The 22,143-nt window shown below is 32.7% G+C and carries 26 protein-coding genes; 21 read left to right on the top strand and 5 right to left on the bottom strand.

Annotation, left to right across the window (positions count from 1 at the left end; translation table 11 throughout):
- Positions 1 to 78 precede the first annotated feature (78 nt).
- Positions 79 to 999 (top strand): helix-turn-helix transcriptional regulator, encoded by a 921-nt coding sequence (locus tag C1Y58_RS03930; RefSeq protein WP_170311507.1) that lies wholly within the window; start codon positions 79 to 81, stop codon positions 997 to 999.
- A gap of 83 nt (positions 1,000 to 1,082) precedes the next feature.
- A complete protein-coding gene (locus tag C1Y58_RS03925) occupies positions 1,083 to 1,796 on the top strand; it encodes a DUF434 domain-containing protein (RefSeq protein WP_105614668.1) in 714 nt (237 codons plus the stop codon).
- A gap of 111 nt (positions 1,797 to 1,907) precedes the next feature.
- Here C1Y58_RS03925 and C1Y58_RS03920 read toward each other — a convergent pair whose 3' ends face one another.
- Positions 1,908 to 2,498, bottom strand: a complete 591-nt coding sequence (locus C1Y58_RS03920; RefSeq protein WP_105614667.1) for a helix-turn-helix domain-containing protein — start codon at positions 2,496 to 2,498, stop codon at positions 1,908 to 1,910.
- A gap of 186 nt (positions 2,499 to 2,684) precedes the next feature.
- On the opposite strand from C1Y58_RS03920, the gene C1Y58_RS03915 reads away from it, so the two are divergent.
- From C1Y58_RS03915 to C1Y58_RS03895, 5 genes are all read left to right on the top strand, one after another.
- Positions 2,685 to 3,527 carry a CPBP family intramembrane glutamic endopeptidase gene (locus C1Y58_RS03915; RefSeq protein ID WP_170311506.1) on the top strand — a complete coding sequence of 281 codons (843 nt, stop codon included), beginning with the start codon at positions 2,685 to 2,687 and terminating at the stop codon, positions 3,525 to 3,527.
- 98 nt (positions 3,528 to 3,625) lie between these two features.
- Positions 3,626 to 4,123 (top strand): cysteine hydrolase family protein, encoded by a 498-nt coding sequence (locus C1Y58_RS03910; protein WP_170311505.1) that lies wholly within the window; start codon positions 3,626 to 3,628, stop codon positions 4,121 to 4,123.
- 247 nt (positions 4,124 to 4,370) lie between these two features.
- Positions 4,371 to 5,348 carry an alpha/beta hydrolase gene (locus C1Y58_RS03905; RefSeq protein WP_157949932.1) on the top strand — a complete coding sequence of 326 codons (978 nt, stop codon included), beginning with the start codon at positions 4,371 to 4,373 and terminating at the stop codon, positions 5,346 to 5,348.
- Positions 5,349 to 5,370: 22 nt separating this feature from the next.
- On the top strand, positions 5,371 to 5,832 hold the full coding sequence (locus C1Y58_RS03900; RefSeq protein WP_105614663.1) for a LytTR family DNA-binding domain-containing protein: 462 nt from the start codon (positions 5,371 to 5,373) through the stop codon (positions 5,830 to 5,832).
- Positions 5,829 to 6,254, top strand: coding sequence for a DUF6608 family protein (locus tag C1Y58_RS03895; RefSeq protein WP_105614662.1), 426 nt, complete (start codon positions 5,829 to 5,831; stop codon positions 6,252 to 6,254). The genes C1Y58_RS03900 and C1Y58_RS03895 overlap by 4 nt, the downstream gene beginning before the upstream one ends.
- A gap of 52 nt (positions 6,255 to 6,306) precedes the next feature.
- Here C1Y58_RS03895 and C1Y58_RS03890 read toward each other — a convergent pair whose 3' ends face one another.
- The gene (locus C1Y58_RS03890) at positions 6,307 to 6,840 is read right to left on the bottom strand and encodes a GNAT family N-acetyltransferase (RefSeq protein WP_105614661.1); all 534 of its coding nucleotides are present in this window, start codon (positions 6,838 to 6,840) and stop codon (positions 6,307 to 6,309) included.
- A 154-nt stretch (positions 6,841 to 6,994) separates the two neighbouring features.
- On the opposite strand from C1Y58_RS03890, the gene C1Y58_RS03885 reads away from it, so the two are divergent.
- The 4 genes from C1Y58_RS03885 (at position 6,995) to C1Y58_RS03870 (ending at position 9,447) form a co-directional block, all read left to right on the top strand.
- A complete protein-coding gene (locus C1Y58_RS03885; protein ID WP_105614660.1) occupies positions 6,995 to 7,333 on the top strand; it encodes a winged helix-turn-helix transcriptional regulator in 339 nt (112 codons plus the stop codon).
- 107 nt (positions 7,334 to 7,440) lie between these two features.
- On the top strand, positions 7,441 to 7,635 hold the full coding sequence (locus tag C1Y58_RS03880; RefSeq protein WP_105614659.1) for a YwbE family protein: 195 nt from the start codon (positions 7,441 to 7,443) through the stop codon (positions 7,633 to 7,635).
- 186 nt (positions 7,636 to 7,821) lie between these two features.
- Positions 7,822 to 8,514, top strand: a complete 693-nt coding sequence (locus C1Y58_RS03875; protein ID WP_105614658.1) for a TetR/AcrR family transcriptional regulator — start codon at positions 7,822 to 7,824, stop codon at positions 8,512 to 8,514.
- A gap of 78 nt (positions 8,515 to 8,592) precedes the next feature.
- Positions 8,593 to 9,447 (top strand): alpha/beta fold hydrolase, encoded by an 855-nt coding sequence (locus tag C1Y58_RS03870; protein WP_105614657.1) that lies wholly within the window; start codon positions 8,593 to 8,595, stop codon positions 9,445 to 9,447.
- 139 nt (positions 9,448 to 9,586) lie between these two features.
- Here C1Y58_RS03870 and C1Y58_RS03865 read toward each other — a convergent pair whose 3' ends face one another.
- Positions 9,587 to 10,924 (bottom strand): MATE family efflux transporter, encoded by a 1,338-nt coding sequence (locus C1Y58_RS03865; RefSeq protein WP_105614656.1) that lies wholly within the window; start codon positions 10,922 to 10,924, stop codon positions 9,587 to 9,589.
- A 123-nt stretch (positions 10,925 to 11,047) separates the two neighbouring features.
- Between C1Y58_RS03865 and C1Y58_RS03860 the strand changes: the two genes are divergently transcribed.
- From C1Y58_RS03860 to C1Y58_RS03845, 4 genes are all read left to right on the top strand, one after another.
- Positions 11,048 to 11,878: a MerR family transcriptional regulator gene (locus C1Y58_RS03860; protein WP_105614655.1), complete on the top strand. Its 831-nt coding sequence runs from the start codon at positions 11,048 to 11,050 to the stop codon at positions 11,876 to 11,878.
- Between the two features lie 199 nt (positions 11,879 to 12,077).
- The gene (locus C1Y58_RS03855; RefSeq protein ID WP_105614654.1) at positions 12,078 to 12,578 is read left to right on the top strand and encodes an RNA polymerase sigma factor; all 501 of its coding nucleotides are present in this window, start codon (positions 12,078 to 12,080) and stop codon (positions 12,576 to 12,578) included.
- On the top strand, positions 12,571 to 13,059 hold the full coding sequence (locus C1Y58_RS03850; RefSeq protein WP_105614653.1) for a hypothetical protein: 489 nt from the start codon (positions 12,571 to 12,573) through the stop codon (positions 13,057 to 13,059). The genes C1Y58_RS03855 and C1Y58_RS03850 overlap by 8 nt, the downstream gene beginning before the upstream one ends.
- Before the next feature lie 163 nt (positions 13,060 to 13,222).
- Positions 13,223 to 13,708: a hypothetical protein gene (locus C1Y58_RS03845; protein ID WP_105614652.1), complete on the top strand. Its 486-nt coding sequence runs from the start codon at positions 13,223 to 13,225 to the stop codon at positions 13,706 to 13,708.
- A gap of 94 nt (positions 13,709 to 13,802) precedes the next feature.
- On the opposite strand, the gene C1Y58_RS03840 is transcribed toward C1Y58_RS03845, so the two are convergent.
- On the bottom strand, positions 13,803 to 15,716 hold the full coding sequence (locus C1Y58_RS03840; protein WP_105614651.1) for an alkyl/aryl-sulfatase: 1,914 nt from the start codon (positions 15,714 to 15,716) through the stop codon (positions 13,803 to 13,805).
- Between the two features lie 194 nt (positions 15,717 to 15,910).
- Here C1Y58_RS03840 and C1Y58_RS03835 point away from each other — a divergent pair, with 194 nt between their 5' ends.
- Together C1Y58_RS03835 and C1Y58_RS03830 are read left to right on the top strand one after the other, a co-directional pair.
- Positions 15,911 to 16,885, top strand: a complete 975-nt coding sequence (locus C1Y58_RS03835) for an FMN-binding protein (protein ID WP_105614650.1) — start codon at positions 15,911 to 15,913, stop codon at positions 16,883 to 16,885.
- 79 nt (positions 16,886 to 16,964) lie between these two features.
- The gene (locus tag C1Y58_RS03830; protein ID WP_105614649.1) at positions 16,965 to 17,405 is read left to right on the top strand and encodes a DUF2721 domain-containing protein; all 441 of its coding nucleotides are present in this window, start codon (positions 16,965 to 16,967) and stop codon (positions 17,403 to 17,405) included.
- Positions 17,406 to 17,459: 54 nt separating this feature from the next.
- Here C1Y58_RS03830 and C1Y58_RS03825 read toward each other — a convergent pair whose 3' ends face one another.
- Positions 17,460 to 18,206, bottom strand: coding sequence for an MBL fold metallo-hydrolase (locus tag C1Y58_RS03825; RefSeq protein WP_105614648.1), 747 nt, complete (start codon positions 18,204 to 18,206; stop codon positions 17,460 to 17,462).
- 346 nt (positions 18,207 to 18,552) lie between these two features.
- Between C1Y58_RS03825 and C1Y58_RS03820 the strand changes: the two genes are divergently transcribed.
- The 4 genes from C1Y58_RS03820 to C1Y58_RS03805 all read left to right on the top strand — a co-directional run bounded on the left by C1Y58_RS03820 (position 18,553) and on the right by C1Y58_RS03805 (position 22,081).
- Positions 18,553 to 19,464 (top strand): TIM barrel protein, encoded by a 912-nt coding sequence (locus C1Y58_RS03820; protein ID WP_105614647.1) that lies wholly within the window; start codon positions 18,553 to 18,555, stop codon positions 19,462 to 19,464.
- A 447-nt stretch (positions 19,465 to 19,911) separates the two neighbouring features.
- Positions 19,912 to 20,439, top strand: coding sequence for a GNAT family N-acetyltransferase (locus C1Y58_RS03815; RefSeq protein WP_105614646.1), 528 nt, complete (start codon positions 19,912 to 19,914; stop codon positions 20,437 to 20,439).
- A 13-nt stretch (positions 20,440 to 20,452) separates the two neighbouring features.
- Positions 20,453 to 21,319, top strand: coding sequence for a class I SAM-dependent methyltransferase (locus C1Y58_RS03810; protein ID WP_105614645.1), 867 nt, complete (start codon positions 20,453 to 20,455; stop codon positions 21,317 to 21,319).
- Between the two features lie 24 nt (positions 21,320 to 21,343).
- Entirely contained in the window at positions 21,344 to 22,081 is a 738-nt protein-coding gene (locus tag C1Y58_RS03805) for an alpha/beta fold hydrolase (RefSeq protein ID WP_105614644.1), read from the top strand.
- The last annotated feature ends 62 nt before the right edge of the window (positions 22,082 to 22,143 follow it).

Genomic DNA, 22,143 nt, shown 5'->3' with positions numbered 1-22,143 from the left:
TAGAGTCAATATCAACCACTCTACGTCATTATTAGAGTGGTTAATTTAACGGATGAAATCTAATAGGGGATGAGTAGAATGCGTATAGATAGATTACTTGGAATAGTCATTTATTTACTTAATCGTGATATAGTCAATGCCAATACATTGGCTGAGAAGTTTGAAGTATCATCAAGAACAATTCAACGTGATATTGAAGCTTTGTGCTTAGCTGGAATCCCCATTGTATCTCTGCATGGTACAAATGGGGGTTATGGAATCATGGATGGTTTTAAGCTTGATAAGCAAATGGTCACAGCAGAGGACTACCAGTTTATCAAAACAGCATTAGCTGGATTGTGTACAGCCTATAGTAATAAAAAACTGGATGAGACTTTTGAAAAAATAATGAGTTCTTCAAAGTTCAGTCTTGAAAATTCTTCTAATATTAAATTTGACTTAAGTATATCAAGAGAAGGCACTGATATGGATGACCATCTTAAGATTATTGAACAAGCAATAAATGATAAACACATTTTGAAATATGAATATACAAATGCCTATGGAGACAGAACTAGACGTAAAGTTGAACCTATTGGTATGGTATATAGATGGTATGCTTGGTATATGCTTGCATACTGTTTAGAGAAAGATGATTATCGATTATTTAAAGTCCTCCGAATGAGAAACTTAGAGGATTCAGAGAACATATTTTCAAGGAAGCATGATGACTTTGAAACATTGTTAAAAAAGCAAGAACAGCTTAATTCATATAACTATATAAAAGTTAAGATACAAGGGAAACAAGAGGTGCGTGTATCTGTTGAGGAGTACTTCCCAAATGGTAATATAATAGATTTGGAAAGTGGAGACTTCCTTTTGGAATTTACTGTACCAGAGTATGAAAAGGGTTGGAAAGGTTTACTCTTTACCTATGGCAATGCAATAAAGATTATTGAACCTGATGACTTAAAAAGAGAGTTTGTAACAAAGGCTCAAGAAATTATTGATAGCTATTAATAAATATTTAGGTTTAGTACAAGAATAATGCTGCAAAATAACCATAGGATACCAAAAATAATTATTAGAAGGAGACCACATATATGGAAGTAAAAGTTGTACGAAGAGGTTTTGATAAAGATGATACGCGATGGTTCTCCAAGGAAAATATGAAAAAGCTAAAAACCGCACAGGAAGAGTTGGTATGGTTATTGGATCGAGGTTACAAAATCGAAAGAATATTGGACCTTGTTGGAGATAAGAACCAGTTTTCAAAGAGACAACGGATGGCATTAATGAGATCTACTGCATCAAGTAAAGAGTGTCAAGAGAGAGAAAAGAAATGTTTGGATCTTAAGGAAGGGGAAAATGGAACTATTTATATCGATGGTTTTAATTTAATTATAACTTTGGAGGTTGCTCTTTCAAAGAGTAAAGTTCTTCTTGGAAATGATGGTGTTATACGAGATCTTGCAGGATTAAGGGGAACTTACAAAATTATAGATAAAACATATACAGCCTTAGAACTTATAGGAAAGACATTGGATGAGCTGCTTGTACCAGGTGTAATATTTTATTTGGACCAGCCAGTATCCAATTCGGGTATGCTAAAACAGCTTACACTAGCTATATCAAAAGATTGGAACAGTCATGTAGATGTTGAGATAGTTAGAAATCCAGATGTATTATTAATGAAAATGGGTAGAGTAGTTTCAGGAGATAAAGTGATACTTAATCACTGTGAGAGCTGGTTTAATTTAGCCAATTATATCATAAAAGAATATCTAGAAGATGCTGATATAGTAGACTTATATTAATAGTTAAGGGAAGACAATTTGTCTTCCCTTATACACATCAAGTGTGATTCAGCTTTAGAACTTGTTATTTTCTGCCTTCTCAATGCTAGAACATCACTGATCTGTTGTTTATCATTTTCCATTTACCCATAATCCATGCTGGCTACAATAGAAATATACTTTACCATGGTCCATTTTAGGGAAACGTAATTCTGCACCTTGTTCAGGATAAAGTTTCACAAGAAGTAATCTGTCATAGGTAACATAAGCTACAAATGAAATATAGTGAGACTTAGTCATTTCATGGGGTATTGTAATATAGCAATCATCTTCATTTTCAACTTCATCTATTTTTATCTTGTGTACGTCATTTGCTTCTTTTGCATGTAACGGCTCTAGTTTTCTGCCACAGCATGAAACTTGTGCCTGTCCTGTACTATTTAATATATTTCCACAGTTTCGACATACATAAAACTTAATTCTTTTCATATTTCCTCCATCAGCATGATTGGGATCTAAATCTCCCAATAAAATTTTTTCAATGTTTACTCCAAATATTTGAGAAAGCTCACTGAGTAAAGATACATCAGGGCATCCTAAACCTCGTTCCCATTTAGAGATGGTTTTATCACTAATATTCATAGCATCGGCGATTTGTTTTTGTGTCATGTTCTTCTCTTTACGCAGACTTAAAATCAGTTTTCCAATTTTACTGCAATCCATAATGATCACCTCCACCTGTTAAGAGTAACAGCTGACAGATTAAAATTCAATAAACGTATAGTAGAGTTTGGTTGATAATATGCTATAATAAAGTTCAGAAAATAATTAGTTGCAACAAAAAGGGTACTCTAATAACTAAATTCGGGCTATCAATAAGCAATGAACGAACTAACAAGGGAGTAAATGATGAGGAATAAGATAATGAATGTAATAAATAAGCAGATTAATATGGAATCTGAGACCTTGAAGCTGATATCAGCTAATAAAATTAAACCATTATGGTTCATAATATCAATAGTATGGGTTATGTTTGGAACCTATATCCATAATGAGCTCTTAACAAATAGAAATATACTGACAAAAGTACTGTTTCTATCCATTACCTTAGTATTAACTTGGCAAAACAAGGACGTGCTCAAAGACTTTTTTAGACCCCCTTTTAAAGATGTAGGAAAGCCTAATTCAATTTCAAATGTACTTTGGATTTACCCATTTAGTGTCCTTATGAGTAGTGTCATTTTTGTCTTAACACTTCATGCATTGGGCTGGACATCAAGTGATCCACAGAATATTGAACAAATATCTCTGACCATAAGTGAGTACATAAGTAGGTTATTAACTTTACCATTAGTTGTTTTTGCTGAAGAATCAGTTAACGTATTAGTTGTTGTAGCTTTATCTAAGCTATTATCAAAACGACTTAAACACGGATGGCTATTGGCTGCAGTTGTCATATCATCCTTCTTTTTTGGCGCTATACATATATCGGCATGGGGATTAGAAGCCGCATTTGAAAGAATGTTTATCCATTTATCTTTCATATTTAGCATCTTATATTTAAGAACTGCTTGGGTCAGTATGCTAGCACATACTTATCAAAATGCATTAACATATACATCAATTATTTATGCTGGTTTCTCCGAATTATTTGTAACTTATGGTGGTTTGGCATTTATTATAATATTACTTTATAGATCTATAAGAGGTAATGTAAAAACAAAGAGTGTACAGGATAATAAGGGAAGATGATTATTAGGTATAATCGTTTTTGGCATATATTTTACCTAAAGATTATGTGATAATTAGTTGTAACATAAAGAATGAGAACTGATAAAGGAGATGTTAGATTGAGTATTGCATTATTGATCATTGATATGCAAAAGGAATTCAAAACAATTGAACATTGCAAGAGATCTATAAATGAAGCCTTAGAATACATTAATGAGGCAAGCGATATGTTTAGAAAGGCTAAAAGACCTGTTATTATTATACAGGACGAGGAAACCGATGATGGACCTGGCTCTGGAGGCTTTGAACTAATGGAAGAATTAGTGACGAATTTAACAGATCACTATATTACTAAAACCTATTCAAATGCTTTTTGGAAGACAGACTTGGAGAGTTTACTTCATTCCTTAGACATCGAGTTTGTGGTGATCAGTGGGTTTGCTGCTGAACATTGCGTATTGTTCTCTCTTAATGGTGCACTGGAGAGAGGTTTTGGAGCTTCAGTTCTTCAAAATGGGATTGCCGGATTTAATGAAGAAATTATTAAGCAAACGCAATTATGTAGACCAGTTATCAGCTTAGAATCCTTAGAATATATGCTCAAAAAATTAAGTTAATATGAATACTTCAAAACTAGGAGAAGGAAAATCATTGTACAATTTGATTGCCCTTCTCTTTTATTGCATAACTGCATTTATTAAATGGTCTAGTCTGTTTTCTTTGAATTTCTACCTCTAAAAGAGTAACTTAGTTACACTAAAATGCAACTTAGAAAGATTTGGTAGAATCGCCTTTGGTTCTTTGCTATATTATCCTTAAACAACAATAAAAAGTTTCAAGCAAGAGAATAAGGAGATGACAGATATGAAAATAAGAGGGAATGAAAAAAAAGGGAAATTGATAACTAAAAAAAGAGTAAAGGTTATAATAATTGTCCTTTGTCTACTGTTAATTAGTGGTTTTGGTATTGTAAGCTATGGGTTAGGTGTTAATATAGCCGATGGTCTGATCTATTTAAATGAGGGAAATGATACAAAAGATAACAGTAGGAAGCAACTTGAGCTTTGGGGTTACGATATAGATAGCTTTGAGAAGCAGTATCCTGTAGAAAAAATTACCTTAACTGCAGAAGACGGTAACCAAATTCCTGTAGCTTTTTTTAGTACCCAAGATACAAAGGATAACAATACAGTTATCTTAGTTCATGGACTTGGTGGAGACTATGTCAGCGTATATCCACAAGCAGAAATTTACCTGGAAAGTGGCTGGAATGTGTTAGCACTGGATCAAAGAGGGAGTGGAGATTCAACGAACCAAAAAGTATCCTTTGGCTATTACGAGAAGCTGGATATAAAAGCTCTTGTGGATTATGTGAAAGCAAATACAACAGACAAGAAAATGGTTGTTCACGGTTTTTCAATGGGAGCTGCTACGACGGGGCTTTATGCTGGAACAGAACATGCTAATGAAAATGTAGATGCAGTTATTTTAGATTCTGCATTTGATAGTATGGAAAGTATGTTTTTAATGGTATTTGAAGATATGAATACGGGTTTGCCTGGTGCATATGCTGTCTGGTGTGCTAACATGGGACTGAGGACGAAATATAATTTTGACTTTGATGACGCGAATATAGTAACGGCATTAAAAAATTGTAATGTCCCGGCTTTAGTCATCCAAAGTGAAAAAGATGATCTTTCAACCAGCGATATGGGAGAAGCGCTCTTCGAAAGCATTACTGGAAGTAAGAAGGAATATTGGCTAGTAGATACAAAACATATTGAAGCATGTATCGATTATCCTGTACAATATAAGGAAAGAGTGATGAATTTTATCAACTAATAGTTGTACAGGTGGTGACAAATTGAAAATCAGGTTATTTCAAGATGATCAACTAGATGAGGACTATATGGATGTCCATTATCAGGTAATGACGCCGATAATAGAGAAAGTCGTAGAAGTCGTTGAAGGCGATCAGGTATGCTTGCACCTATATGGTAAAACAGAAGACAATGAACAGATATTAATAAATATAAGTGATATCTATTATTTCGAAAGCGTGGATAAACGAACTTTTGCCTATCTAGCGAGACAAGTCTATCAAGTACAAGAGAGCTTGGCTAAATTGGAAATAGACTTGGCAGAAGAGGGGTTTGTTCGCATTAATAAATCTAATATTGTTAATATTGCTCATATCGATTCCATAAAGCCAGAGGTCAATATGCGAATAAAAGCTATCATGGAAAATAACGAGTACTTAATTATTAATCGTAGCTATAAAGCTAATTTTAAGCAATATTTGAAGGAAAGGCGTAATGTCATATGAGGAAAAAAATAGATCTCTCTGAAATGCTGATTGCCATATGTGTTAGTTATACCATTATATCTCTTGTAAATGCAGGGTTAGCCATTGGTCATGGAAGTGAAAGCATATCCGCAGCTAATGAGTTCAATATCATCTTATGGACCAGTCTGGGAGTAGGGGTTCTCTATACCCATCATTATTTTGAACGTCTATCTCCTTTGGTCATGATTATTGTGCAATATGGGATTGCTCTAGGACTTGTTTTTGCTGTGTTATTTATAGAGGCTCAATTTGTTGAACTTCATCCAGATGCTTATAGAGATGGCTTTAGAAGCTTCACCATCCCTTACATAATTGGCGGAAGTCTCTACTATATTGAGGTATTTAGAGATGCTAAAATGCAGAACAAATTATTACAAGAAATTAAGAGTAATAAAGCCTAAAACATTATAATATGCTCTGAAGCCGAGAAATTAATTTCTCGGCTTTTTGAACTTATCTAGAATTGTTTCTAAGAACACTTATAAAACCATCCAATATCTCATGGCTATATTGAAAGCCTTTACGTTGATAAAACTCCAAAGCATCATCATTACCATTAGAAACGAAGACAAAATAATCGTCAATTTCATCAAATTGATTCAACCATTTCATTGACATATCAAAAAGCACTGATCCAATCCCATGACCTCTATATTCCTCTTTGATATAAAATTGAGATAAGCAACCTACATTTGCTTTACTTACTGAAGAAAGGTCAAAAAAAGTAGCAAAATCATTGGAATAGGTTTCTTTTGAGGAAACATTTGAATAGACATATCCCACTATATGATTATCATCTTTGACAATCGCAACATAGTTATAGATGGCACTCTGAATTGAAGGAATCATTCTTGTATCAAAATTCATGTTATCAAACAACTCAGGTGCAATCCTTGCTTTTGACTTTTGAAACACCATGAGTTCATTACATAAGTCACGGCAACATTCAATATTCTCATTATCAATAACTTCATAAGTTATAGCCATGAATTTCACTCCTAATCTTTCTTTTAATAAAAACATAGCATAGCACAAACCAATTGATCAATTATGATATAATTATAATACATCATCAAATTTGTACAAGTATGCAGTATTTATTGACTAAGGAAGAAAAAACTGATTAAGGGAGTTTTAATCAATGAAGGATAATCATGCAGAATATAAATATAAAAATATCTGTCCCCTAACCTATGCCTTGGATCTGATTAGTGGGAAGTGGCGACTACCAATAATTTGGGCATTAAGTCAAAACCATACTTTACGTTATAATGAATTAAAGAGAAAGATTGAAGGTATAACCAATATGATGTTATCCCAATCTCTAAAAGAAATGGAGAGTTACGGGATTGTTCATCGTAAACAGTATATGGAGATACCGCCGAGGGTAGAATACTCGCTCACTGAAGAGGGGAAAGACTTGATACCTGCTCTTGAATCATTGGCAAAATGGGGAAAGCTGATGAAAAATAATCATTAGATCTAAGTGGTAGAATGAAGAAATCTTTTCTAAATTTTAAGCAGCATTGAATACTCCTGTGCAAAGAGTAGAAAAGACTATATGTAATTAAGAAAGAGGTAAATATAATGGACGGTTGTAAAAGAGAAAATATAAAGCCAGGTATAAAGGTTAAGGTTGTTCAAAAGCAGGATCAACCTACAGGTAAGCTAACTGAAGGTGTAGTAAAAGATATCTTGACTAATTCAGCCAGGCATCCTCATGGTATTAAGGTGAGATTAGTAAATGGTATTGTTGGTAGGGCAAAGGAGATAATAGTGTAAAAAAGACGTAAGGGCATCTGACTATAAAAGTTGGGTGCCTTCAGATTTATTCATTAAATGCTGGTCGTTATTAGTTTTCAATAAGTTTAACTTGACAATTAACAGACTAGTGGTATAATTATAATTAATAGACCAATGGTTTATTAATCGTAAATTAATATTAATATCATATATGGAGGTTAAACCATGGCAAGGATTAGAAATAACGAAGATTATAATGCTAAAAAAAAGCAAATATTACAGAACGCACTCAATCTTCTTGCAAAGGATGGTTATCAAAAGTTTTCGATAAATAGAGTCATAGAATCTAGCCAAATGACTAAAGGAGCCTTCTTTCATTATTATAAATCTAAAGATGAGTTGGTATATGGATTGGTGGATTTATTAAACACTCCTATAGTAGATGCAATATCAGAGGTTGCAGATATGAAGCACTTAAATCCGAAGGAAAAAGTTTTGAATTTATTTCAAGCCGCTTACAAGGCAAAAGATCTTAAAAATAAATCTATTGATCAATTTGCCAGACTCATATATCTTGAAGAAAATGCTATAATACTTCATTTATTAGTTAGAGATGTAGTTCAACAATGTACACCGTTATTTGAACGAGTCTTTACTGAAGGTATTGAGCAAGGGGTATTTAAATTTCAGCACCCTCATGGAGTTGCTTTTCACTTCCTTAGATCAATCTTAGATACCAATGAAGCAATTGGAAGAGCATTTCTTGAAACAGATCCTGAAAAGATAAATTGGAATGAATTAAAACAAAAGATAGAAGCCTTTGAGTGGTTAGCTGTAAACTTATTTGATTTGACTGAGTCCCAAAGTTTCTATGGTGAAGAGGTCTTACAGATGATAGATGCTAGAGCACAAGCCTAAATAAGTTGATTATAAAATTCCACAGTTTGAGTAAATGATTAGTGCTACTAAGACATTATTATTGAAGGAGGAATCTTTATGGATTACAATTGGATTACCTTAAAAGATGGAAGAAAAATGGCGTATAAAGAGTATGGTAATGCAAATGGCAAACCCCTAATATTAGTACATGGCACACCATTTTCAAAGTTGATGTGGCGAGATGTACCTGGTGTACTTGATAATGAGATGTTTAGAATAATCGCAGTAGATCGACCAGGATATGGTCATTCAGATTATAATATTAATGGATATCTTGATAATTTTCCATTTGATATTTTAGAATTAATGGACTACCTTGGCATTGATAAAGTTTCAATAGCAGGTGTCTCAGGTGGTGGACCAAGTACCTTGATGTGTGCTTTAAAGATTCCTAATAAACTAAAAAATGTTGCTTTGATCAGTAGCGTGGGGCCATTTGTAGATGAAGCAATAGGTGATATGAATGTAAATAAAAAATTATATAAAACTGCTAGGATGGCACCTTGGATTATTTATATTCAAACACATTTTTTAACTAAGATGATAAAAAAAGATCCTGTAAAATTTATCACTCTTGGAAAGAAAAAATTAAGAGGACCTGATCTAGAAGCTCTTGAAAAAGATAATTTTTATCTTAAACTTGCTGAAGCATATTCTGATGGATGTAGACAAGAAACCTCTATCAAACATAATGCTATGTCCCATGATATCATGCATACAGCCAATTGGAAAATACCATTAAAGGACATCAATAAAACCGTTCACGTATTTTGGGGTGGGAAAGATAGAAGTATTGGTGATCAGTGTCAATACATGGCTCAGATATTACCTAATGCAATTACGCATTTTTACCCTGATGAAGGTCATTTCCTAGTCTATCATAAAATGAGTGACGTCTTTAAAGTATTATAACAAAGTACTTCTGGAAACTTGTTAATTGAGGTGCCATCAATAAACCTAGGAATTATTAATATAAAAGGAATATATTTAGAGGATAGCTCTCTATATATATTCCTTTATTAGTATTGATTCTTAACTTTAAAAACTATAATTAGGCTGAAATTGTCATTGATAACTGGGTCTTTTTTACTTTCAAATAAAAGTAAAGTGTGATGAAGATGCATAAGTACTCCGATAATGGAATAGTTAACCATACACCATTTAGACCTATGATTGATGGTAGTGAGAGTATGATAAGTGACTTAAATACAATGGACCTGCTAAAAGAAATGATTGCTGAATATTTACCATTATTGAGGGAGGTAAAAAAGCTTGAACCAAGTATATTAAAGCCACTTATGAAAAATGTAAAACTGAATATAGTAAAAGCTTGTGCAGTCATCTGAATCAATTCTATATTATCAGTGCTAAACAATGAGATAAGTTGAAACTTAAAAATATTGCAAACTGTAAAGGCTACAATGCTAATGGACCCTATAATGATACAAGACATTTTAAGAATTTTGTTAATATTCGTTATCTGATTAGCTCCAAAGTTGTAACTGAGTAGAGGTTGTATTCCCATAGATATTCCAATGAAGATGGATGATAATAAAAAGTTAATATATAGAATAATGGAGATACTGGATACACCAATCTCACCAACTGATTTCAAAAGTACCATGTTAAATAAAAAGGTTGTAATACCAGTGGATATACTAGACACCATTTCAGATGAACCATTAATCATGGAATCAAACAGAAACTTGAAATCAATATTTGTCATAACAAAGCGGATTTTCGAACGCTTGAAGGTAAAGTAAACAATCCCAAATAGACCATTGATCAAAGCGCCAAGTATGGTACCCAGTGCGGCACCTGCAATGCCTAGTTCCAATTGGTAGATGAATAAATAATCCAATAGAATATTTGCAATACCACCAGCTACTGTTGCTAATAATGAGAGATTAAATTTCCCTTCTAATCGCAAGAATATTTCTGTGAATATTTTTATAACAAAGCCAATAGTTCCAATAAATAATATAAAGAGGTAATCTTTTGCATAAGGTAATAAATCCTCAGTTGCACCTAATAAGATTGCTATGGGTTCAGTGAATAGCAAACCGATGATAAGATAAAACAGGGCTATAAAAGCCAATGCATATACCATATTGCTAAAATTCTTATTAGCTGTCTCATCTTCTTTAGCACCAAGATTAATACCAATAATGGCTGATGAACCGATAACAATCATAAAAATGCTTCCAAATATAAAGTTGAATGCAGGAAGCGCTACGTTGAGGGCTGCAAGAGCAGTACTCCCTAATCTTTTTGAAACAAAAATACCATCTGTCATTGTATAAATCGAAATAAATACCATTGAAAAGATAGTCGGAAGTACAAATCTTAAGTAGTTTTTAAAGTTTATGTTTTGAAAATTTTTACTCATATTCTGTCTCCTCTAATACTATAATTGACAAATAGTATTATAAACCTTATAGTTACTATAAAGTCAATATCAAACTTAGAAAATTCTTTTGTTGCATAATAATTAATAATCAGGGGGGATATTATGAGAAAAAGATTTAGAATCGGTGAGATTGCTAAGATTAAAAATATCGATGCACAAACCTTAAGATATTATGATAAACTGGGTTTATTATCCCCGGCGATAGTAGATGAGCAAAACAGATATAGGTATTACTCAGAAGAACAATTTATTGAAGTCGATCGCATAAAATTTTATAAAATGTTAGGACTTTCTTTGGAGGAAGTTAAAAAATATAAATCAATCCATCAAGTAGATGAAGCTATAAAAACCCTTCAAATGCAAAAAGATGAGTTGGATAATAAGATTGTGAAAATGCAAGCTGTCTCAAAGAATCTTGAGACCATTATTGAAAGAATTGAAAAAACAAAGGAACGCTACGAGAACTCTGGGAGTCTGATTGAAGTTCAAAGTTGTGATGCAATTTATGGGGTTATCGGTGACTGTCAGACTATTCATGATTGGTATGAATTTGAAAAGAAGTTACTTGAATTAACAGAGTGTTACCCCAACTATTCAGAGGTAGGACATAACCATGGTCTCTCTTTTATTTATAATGAGCAATACCTAAATCATGTTGAAAGAGAGCATCTGGTAAAGATACTTATGCCAATAGAACAGCAATTTATGAATGATCCAAATGTTGAAGAGTATTCACTAGGACAATGCATCCTTACTTACCATCAAGGCTCTTATAGTAGAATAGAAGAGACTTTCTCTAAGGTAAGGCAGTATATTAAGCAAGAACACTTGAGTATTCGAGGGGATATCATCACAACCTCCATTATTAACAGTTTTATTATTAATAATCAAGATGAATTTTTGATTGAGATAAAGATACCGGTAATCAACTAATACAGCAGATAAAAATCTATCGACATGAAAAAATAAATATAAGTGACTATAAAAAGTCAATAAAAATGATAAAATAATTACCTATAGGTAGTTATTTTTTATTTCCTTACACATTTAAAGTAGATTAATTTATTTTTTATAGAATAAATGAAACTTTTTTGGGTAATTAATCGTATTAGTAGTGAAGGGAGGAGATCATATGAACCATCTTTCATTGCGTACGGATGAAGATGTTGATTATATATTAGATAAATACTCCGACACTGTTTATAAAGTAGCCTATTCGAACACGAAAGATAGATATCATGCAGAGGATGTTTTTCAAGAGGTTTTCTTACGATTGGTAAAGAAGAAACCTACGTTTGATAATGAAGCACACCTTAAGGCATGGTTAATTCGGGTTACCATTAATTGTAGTAAAAATATTTTTTTATCATCCCACTTTAAAAAAAGAGCTGAGCTTAGTGAAGAAATAGAAGATACAAAAAATATAATAACAGAAACAAGTGAATTATATGAGGCAGTAAATACATTACCTAAAAAATATGGGCAGGTTATTTATCTGTATTATTATGAGGGATACTCAGTAAAAGAGATTGCTGATATATTAAGTGCAAAAGAGGCAACTATAAAGACTCGTTTAGCTAGAGGAAGAAAGCAACTTGAAAAGAGTTTAGAAGGGGTGATCAGTCTTGGATGACAGAGATAAAGTAAAAAGAGCCTATGAGCAGATTAGACCAAGCCAAGAGTTATTGAACAAGACTTCTACATTAATGAAAGTAGAACTTAGAAATCAACAAGAAAAACCGAAGAAAACCCCCATTTTATTAAGAAAACATATAAGGCAGATTGCTGTAGTTACATGTATGTTTGCAATCATTGTAGGTATTCATATTTATAATATGAATCAACCACAAATAAGCCCTGATAGTAATAAAATACTTATGGGTAAGGTAAAAGTGAATGTTTCAGGTCAGATAGAAGAAGTGTCCGAAGATGGTTATAGTTTCCGTTTGAATGGGATATGGTACTTGGTGAATGATGACACAAGATTTTTATCCCAATCTGGCGAAGAGGTTTCTAAAGTATTTGAGGTAGGGAACATCATTTCTGCTTATACTTCTCAAGAAAATCAGCAAGACAATAGATTAGTTGATACGGTATTTGCTAATGAAAAGTAATAAAAATAAAAAAATTTAAAAAGAGTGAAACTTATTACCACTTTCAAAAGTATTACAAGTGAAGGAGGTAATAAATGGACAAATGTAGATATACAATGTTAGCAAATTACCAAATACAAATATAAGATTATAAAATAATTAAGAATTAAGGGAGAGAATGAATATGAAAAGATTAATTGCATTAGCAATGGTAGTTACAATGGGATTAAGTGGTTTAGTAGGTTGTACCAATACAGAAAACCCAGAAGATCAAACAACAGGAACAGAAGTTAGTACTGAAGTAGAAGAAGGTACTGAAACAGAAGAAGCTGACCAAACAGAAGAAAATGCTCAAGAGGAAGAAAGTCAAGAAGAAGAAAGTCAAGAAGAAGAAAAGGCAGAGGTAGATGAAAATAGTCCAAATGCAAAGGTTGCAGTTAATATTAGCGGTACTATTGAAGAAATCAGTGAAGATGGAACAAAAATAAAAGTGAATGACCAATGGATTATTATTACTGAAGAAACAAGTTTCTTAGATGACCCTGATAATGGGGCAGAGGAAGTATCTAAAGAGTTTGAAGTAGGCAATGTTATTCAAGGATGGACAGCAGATGACGTAGAAGCTGAGGAAGTTACAGCAGGAGCCATCTATTCTAATAGCAAAGAGTAAGAATAACTGGTTAACAGATAAAGTACAAAGAAGATCATGTAGTTAAGTAATCCTACTACATGATCTTTTTGCATGTCATTAGTACTTAACCTATCTATTCTATTTCTTTAGGTAATGGTGCCATGATGTTAAAGGTCTTATCTATATCATCATGAATGGATAAAAACATTTGCCACTTCAATAAATCTCCTTTAACTGTTACTTCTGATAACTTAATATGATTATTGGTAGTAGATAATTGATAGAGTATATCTTTAGTCATAGTAACAGATACATCTGCAGCTGATTCTGCTTCATCACATAAATATCTCAATATGCCCCGTTTTATTTCCATACAGGCTGATTCATTTCGGTCGCTTATAGTAAAATTCATTTTAAAATCTAAATCTCCAGCCTTTATCCCGTCCAACCTAATGCTCAATAGATAAAGAATATCCTTAAGTGGCATGTTATCAAGGGCTACAGTTGTTATAGCTGTAGAAGAGAGAGGGAATTTACCATATCTTAGTTCGTAAGCTCCCATCAAGTATGTATTTCTCCATGGTCCTGATTCTGCCACATATCCCAACTGTTCAAGAGCATCAGCACAGAGTAATTTAGCATCTTTATTGTCAGGGTTAGCGAAGATAACCTGTTTCATAACTTGTGCTACCCATTGATATTCGCCAGCATCATAATCCTTTTTAGCCTTACAAATGATTTTATCTTCTCCACCCATATATTTAACATACTTTTTAGCTGTATCCTGAGGGAGCATCTTATTTAAATCAATAGGGTTTCCATTAAACCATCCCATATATTTTTGATAGATTGCTTTAACATTATGGACAACTGTTCCATAGAAGGGACTATTAAACCATTCATCTTTTAGGGATTCTGGAAACTGGATCATATGTCCTATTTCTTCAATGGTATAACCTTTGTTGATAAAACGTAATGTTTGGTCATTCATATATTGATATAAATCCCGCTGTTTAGCCATATAATCTAAACAATACTCATTGCCAAATCGAGGCCAGTTATGCACAGAAAAGAGTGAAGTTAAATCATTTCCGAATAAATCTATAGCCTCTTGTATATGATCAGCCCATGCCACTGGATCTCTTACTTCGGCCCCTCTAAGTGTATAAATGTTATGTAGTGTAGCAGTACACATCTCAGCAATGCATATAGATTTCTCGGAAGGAATATAGATATTCATTTCAGAAGGAGCTTCTGAATTAGGAGATAGATGAAATTGCATGACTACGCCATCGATTATCTTTTCAGCATATTTATGGGCACCAAGCTCAATTTCTTCAACCTGGTCGGAAAAGGTTACTGTTCCAATGGATGCATATTTACCAATACCACAATCAATCTGCCCCTTTTTGTCACGAAGAAGTACTTCTCCATACATATATACACTTCTTCTTACCATAGCTACACCAGCATTGGCATTTTCTTCAATGGCTGCATCAGAGAACCCTTTTGGGACGTATACTTTAAGATTATCTGTAGAATTATAGTTTAAAACCCCTTGAACCCCACCATAATGATCAACATGAGAATGCGTAATGATAATAGCACTTACTTTTATGGGTTCAAAATTATCAGAAACAAAATCTAAAGCAGCTACTGCTGTTTCTTCAGATGTTAAACAACATATTATTATCCAACCTGTCTTACCCCTGACTAAACTCATGTTAGCTAGATCGAAACCACGAACCTGGTAAATATTTTCGGTGATCTTGAATAAGCCCGTTTTAATATTCATTTTACCTTGTTCCCACAGTTTTGGATGAACTGTATCAGGTGTTTTATCTTTCAATAAAAATTCGTATCTTTGTAAATTCCAAGCTGGAATAGGGGAGTTTTCCTTATTGACTTTAGGTAATCCACCATCTACAACTTGATTTTTATTGCTTAATTCTTTTTCTATGGCTAATTTATCCCAATGGATTTGTTTATAAGCTTCTTCATTTATACACTTTGTTTTATCTGTAGCTTGTTTTCGTAATATATCCATTGTACCACCTCCACTAATATTAATTTATGATGGGATTGTTACCAAATATGATTAACCTAGTAAACTTGTAAGTTTTCTGTCCCACAGCTTTCACATTGTTTTCACATGGATCTGGTGTATTTTGCTGTCTTTATTGATTGTATAATAAGACAAAACAGCGTATCAGTAATGACGCTAAGCTATGGGAGGTCAATATGCTAATAATTATACTGTCAGCTTTACTTATATTAGTGGCTTGTAAATTCAATAAATTTATAAAAAAGCATTTTAATATTTTATGTATTGTAATTTTTATTCTTGGTACGCTATCTTATTGGATGAAAGAATTAAGTAATCCAATAAATGCTGGATATTTAGGATTTGCATTTTTTATAGTAGTTATGTTTCAAAGTGCATTTAAAAAGGGTGGGAATTTCTATAGAAAAACCTTATCCGTAAGAAAAGAATACTCTATATTTGGTTTCATTTTTTTAATACCTCATGCTTTAATATTCCTAATAGGAGAAAACCAAGTCCTAGAATGGAATGGTATTATATCTTTTCTCATTATGATACCTTTATTTATCACATCCTTTATTATTATTAGAAAGAAAATGACTGTTAAACAGTGGAAAATACTACATCTCTTATCGTATTTAGCCTATATACTTATGTTCGCTCATGTGATAATGGTAAGTGGAAGTCTAGATAGAATTATATATAGCTTGATCATTGGTATATACTTATTTTTAAAGATAAAAAATAATGGATTCAGTAAACTTGATACAATATATAAGAAATCAATTGCTTTAAGTTTATTATTCATAACAATCTGCATTAATTTGTATGTTTTTAATATAAGTAACGATTTTATTGATGTTCAAAACAGTTTATACAATGATGGTATTTACTATGGAGAAGCAACAGGTTTTAAAGGTAATAAGGTCAAGGTTAATGTTGAGGTACAAGAAAATAGTATTATCGATATCCAGGTCATTGAATTTGGTGGTACTGAACCTCATGAAGGGACTAATTTTGAACAAGCTGTAGATGAGTTAAGTGGTCATATTGTTGAGTCACAATCTTTGGAGGTTGATACAATAAGCGGTGCTACAAAAAGCACTACTGGTCTAAAAAAGGCAGTTAATAATGCACTGAAAGAGGCCGTAAAGATAGAGAATGAAGAATAGAATTAAATAATAATTATTATCTATTGACAATTAATAGAGTATAGTGCATAATAAGCATATAATTGTGGAGGTGGTTTAGATGAATGATTTTTCACTTAGTATCCCTGCATTGCTTTTTCCAGCACTATCTCTTTTAATGATTGCATATACAAACCGCTTTGTTGCGTTAGCTAATATAGTGCGAGCATTGCACAAAGAGCATGAAGAAAACCCTAGTAAAAGAGTAGCAGGACAGATCAAAAATCTTAGAAAAAGATTAATATATATTAGAAACATGCAGGCTTTTGCTATAAGTGGCTTTTTTGCCAACATAGTTAGCATGTTCTTGATCGTTATAGGATTTCAGCTTATAGCCTTCTACTTGTTTGCATTATCTTTAATATTACTAGCAGTATCACTAGTAATATGTTTTATGGAAATTTATTTTTCTGTAGGAGCTTTAAACATGCAATTGTGCCAAGATGAAGAAGAATTATGTTCAGATTGTAAAGTAAATGAGGCTAATCGTAAAGCCATTTAAGGAAGTAAAGCATCTATTCAGATTTTGGAATAGATGCTTTTTGTATTATAGGTTTTATTTTTGCCCATCCATAATAATAATTTGTGTATTGGCATTGACTAATCCTTTTAAATAATTTTCTTGTCCTGTGCCAATATTATAATGCATTGGTATGGCAATCTCAGGCTTTACATCATTGATAAATTCAGCAGCTTTTTCAGTGGTCATCGTCAGGTTATCACCGTCAATAGGAGTTAATATCACTTTTAGATTCTCAAGTTTTTTCATCTCAGGAGTATAATCTGTATCGCCGGCATGGTAGATTTTGATACCATCTGCATCTATAATATAGCCAACATTCAGTGCAGACTTTGGATGTGGGGTAATTAAGCGAGATCGGGTGTTATAAGCAGCAATAGTTTTAATAGTTAGTTGCTCAAAGACAAGGGACTCCTCAGGAGCTACTTGCTTGATTTTATACCCTTTAAGTTTTTTTGATAATTTTTTATAAGCCTTTTGAGGACATAAAATGATAGTTTCTTTTTTGAGCAGTTTACTAATATCTGGAAAGGAAAAATGATCTTCATGAGAATGAGTAATTAATATATAATCGGCATAATCATCCAGATCAACGATAAGAGGATCAATATAAATAATTTTATCAAATATTTTTAAACGAAAGCTTGATGGGAAAAAATCTATTTGATTCACGAGGAAAGGTATATGTATATTCACAACACCAGTTGAGGTTATAGAGATATTTTTACTTAGTTCATAATGAATTGGTAAAAGTGATCGCTTTTGACTTAGAAAGGTGGCCATGATTAACACTCCTTTAAAATAACAATATTCTTAATATGTATTATATACTTTTATAGATTAAGTTTTCAAGCTTTAGGTGTGATTTCTAATTATTATGACGTTTATCTATATGGGGTATAAAGTACATAATATTCGTGCTAGATGGATAGTATTAAGGGGTTAGTTACTTTTTTTTGATAATCTGTTATAATAGTTTTAATCATGATTGTAGGAATTATTTAACCGAACAAGTTAGAATTTCAGTAGTATAGATGTTAATGTGGAAGAATTAACAAAAGGGTATTTACGGAGTGGTGTAAGGAAATATTTATTAGAAGAAGAAGCTATATGAAACTAGGAGGTACTTATGAAGAGATTAATGATAGGACAGTTTAATAACTTTAATAAGGATAAACAAGAAAGAGATTTTCGAGAGAGTTTTTTCGGTGTTGAGGCATGCCTCATGCAAGAGGAAAAGGATATTTTGGAACTAGTGGCTCATGCCAAGAAGCAGGAGTTTCAATTAGGTATACACTTTCCATTACGTGCTAATCAATGGATTCATAGAGATCCTCAATTTTTATCAAGAGATGAAGAGGCAAGAAAGCAATCTTATGCATATATGGAAAACGAGTTAGACTATGTTAACCAATTTAATCCTACATATATATTAATCCATTATCCTAAACCTGTGATTATTCATGAACAACTGGACTTAAGTAAATGGCGTTTTGGTCATTCATCGGAGTATGATTTCGAAGCAGAGTATAACTTTGATGTTTTTGCAAAAGAAGTACGGTTCTTCTTTAATTGGTTAAATGATAAAGCCAACCAATACGAATTTATACCAGTTCTCGAATTAGATTTCATTAATGAGTATACATGGAAGTCTAGCCTATTAGAAGATTTACTAAAAGAATATCCAAGGATTAAACTTTGCTTAGATATTGCTAGACTGCATCTACAAGATGAGTTAGATGAGGAGTTTGATCCATTTTCATTAGTAGAACGCTATTCTAAATACACAGAGCTAGTCCATTTATCTAATGGAAGAGTCGTTGATAACTTCTCCAACAATCATTATCCAGCACTGCCTACATTGAAAACTGATGAAGGGTGGGCAGACGTAGAGAGATACTTAAGCATAATTAATCAAAGTAATAATACTTATAAAATATTGTTCGAGCATCGCTCTGAAGTAATCAGTGATGAAGAATTGGATGCTTGTTATGAGTGGGTTACTAGGCTTATAAACAGTACGGGGGAAAATTGTGCATAAGATTTTTTAGAATACTTTACAGAATGCAACAAGTGTATCTATCTACTAGGGGTGCATTCTTGACTAATTACTTGGAATTGCGTATAATTATAAATAGTTGAATAATAAAGGAGGTCTGTTAATGAGTACTTTTACTTTCTAATTCATTGAAGCTTAATAAAAGAAATGATTTGAACCTGATAAAGGTTTATTTTGTATGCTTTTTTGTGAATCGAAAGTAAAGTAGTTCTTACAGACCATCTTAAAATCTGTAACTCTAATATATGAATGTATAAGCTGTTGCTATATATTCTTATTTGACATGGGAATGTTGAGTTTTTAGAGTTTACGTTTTTAAGAATTGTGAATGCTGTAAGATATATTTTCTTACAGTTTTTTTAATACTTTATTTTGGAGATAGGAGATGCATTAATAAACCTTATCAAGAAATTTGAGGAGGAATGAGCGATGAAATATAGAGAATTAAAACGTGAAGAAATTGAAAAGATGAATGAAATAGATCGAAGAGAAGTGATCAATCAAATCTACTATTACCGTAATGGGAGGTTAGAATTAGAAGAGGAACATTATGATATGCGAGGTTTTCCTAATGGTGAATTGGAAGACTTGATTGAACGACAATATGAAATTTATGATAAGGGTGGGTGCTTATATGGTGCTTTTGAAGGAAGCTTATTAATAGGTGTTACCTCTATTGATAATAAATTAATCGGTCAAAATAAGAACTATTTGAAAATGGATATATTATTTGTTAGTCACGATTTTCGTAAGCTTGGTATTGGAGCTGAGTTAATTGAATTAGTCAAGGGAAAGGCAATAGAGTTTGGAGGTAAGAAGCTCTATATTTCTGCCACACCTAGTAAGAATACTGTTGATTTTTATATGAGAAATGGAGCAGTATTAGTAAAAGAACTGAATCAAGAGCTCTATGAACTGGAACCAGAAGACATCCATCTTGAGATAACTGTGCAATAAGGAGGGCATACTAATGGATTATATTAACATAGAATCATTAAAAAGATATGTAGAGTTACCAACCGTTCCATTTGAGGAACCAAAGACACAAGAAGTATTTTGGGATGATGACCATATCTCAAAATGCATGCTGGAAGCGCATCTCAATCCAGAGTGGGATGCTGCTAGTCGTAAGAAAGAGACAATAGAAAAAACAACTAACTGGCTCATTAACCGCTTTAAGCTTAATAAGGACAGCAGATTAATCGATTTGGGATGTGGTCCAGGTCTTTATTGTCAAAAGCTAAGTAAGAATGGTGTAAATATTACAGGGATGGACTACTCTAAGAGATCTATTGAATTTGCAAAAAAAGCAGCTAAAGAAGAAGGATTATCAATTCAATATATGTATCAAGATTACTTAACAATGGATTTTGAAAAGGAGTTTCATATAGCCCTAATGATTTACTGTGATTTTGGTGTGTTGAATGTTCAAGCTCAAAAAAAGTTACTATCTAACATTCACAGGTCAATAAAGGAAGATGGCTATTTTGTTTTTGATGTATTTACTCCAGTGAGAAAAGACCTTGTAGCAAGTTTTAAGCATTGGAATATCCAGGATAAGGGTGGCTTTTGGAGTGCTGAACCCTACATAGAGCTACAAGAAAAAACATATGATGAAGAAAATCAGCTATCTTTAATGAAGCATACAATCTTAAAAGATGATAGAGTAGTAAAAACCTATAATTTATGGGAACAAGTCTATACACCTGAAACCATCAGTAAGCTATTATCTCAAAATGGTTTCGAAGTGATAGAGATTTATAATGGTTTGACTGGTAATAAGTATACAAATAGTACTGACCTACTTGGCGTAGTCGCACGTAAGAAAAATGTGTAAATTAAAATGTGAGAGGTGAATAACATGTCCTATTATATGTATCATGGAAAGAAGATTTATTATGAAGACAAAGGTCAAGGAAGCCCCCTTTTGATACTACCTGGAGATACCGCATCATCAGCAGTACATGGATTGGATATTGAATTCTACAGTCAATATTATCGTGTTTTCTGTCCTGATTATCTAGGGTATGGAAAGTCGGATCGAGTTGATCGATTGCCTACCAACTTCTGGTGGGAAAATGCAAAGATGTTGAGAGAGTTTATCGAAGATTTAGGTCTATCAGATGTGTTAGTCATAGGGACCAGTGGTGGGGGTATAACTGCCTTAGCTTTAGCTATATTAGCAAAAGATAAGATTGCTAAAGTAGTAGCCGATAGTTTAACAGGAGAAGTTCTTAATGAGGAAGAGATTAAGAATGAAGTTAAAAGTCGTCAACAAAAAACAGAAGGGCAGATAGGCTTTTGGAGTTATGCTCAAGGAGATGATTGGGAAAGTGTTGTAAATTTAGATTCGGACCGATTGTTGAGAATGGCTGAGAGTGGATCCAATATTTATAATCATCGATTAGATGAAATTAAGTGTCCTGTTCTTTTAACGGGGAGTAAGGAAGATGACTTACTCAGTCATATCGAGGATGATTTAAGTAAACTGGCTATTAAGATTAATGGAGCAGAGGTTCTACTTTATCCATCTGGAAACCATCCAGCTATGTGGAGTAATGCCGATAGATTTAGAAAAGATAGTATAGAGTTTTTTTAAATTTTTAAACCTACACCTTTATGTTATAATAAGGTATAGTTATCAATAATAAGGAGGTAGGC

The sequence above is a fragment of the Vallitalea okinawensis genome (genome assembly GCF_002964605.1).
Taxonomy (GTDB): domain Bacteria; phylum Bacillota; class Clostridia; order Lachnospirales; family PQDH01; genus Vallitalea_A; species Vallitalea_A okinawensis.
This window is presented reverse-complemented; position numbering and strand designations above follow the sequence as displayed.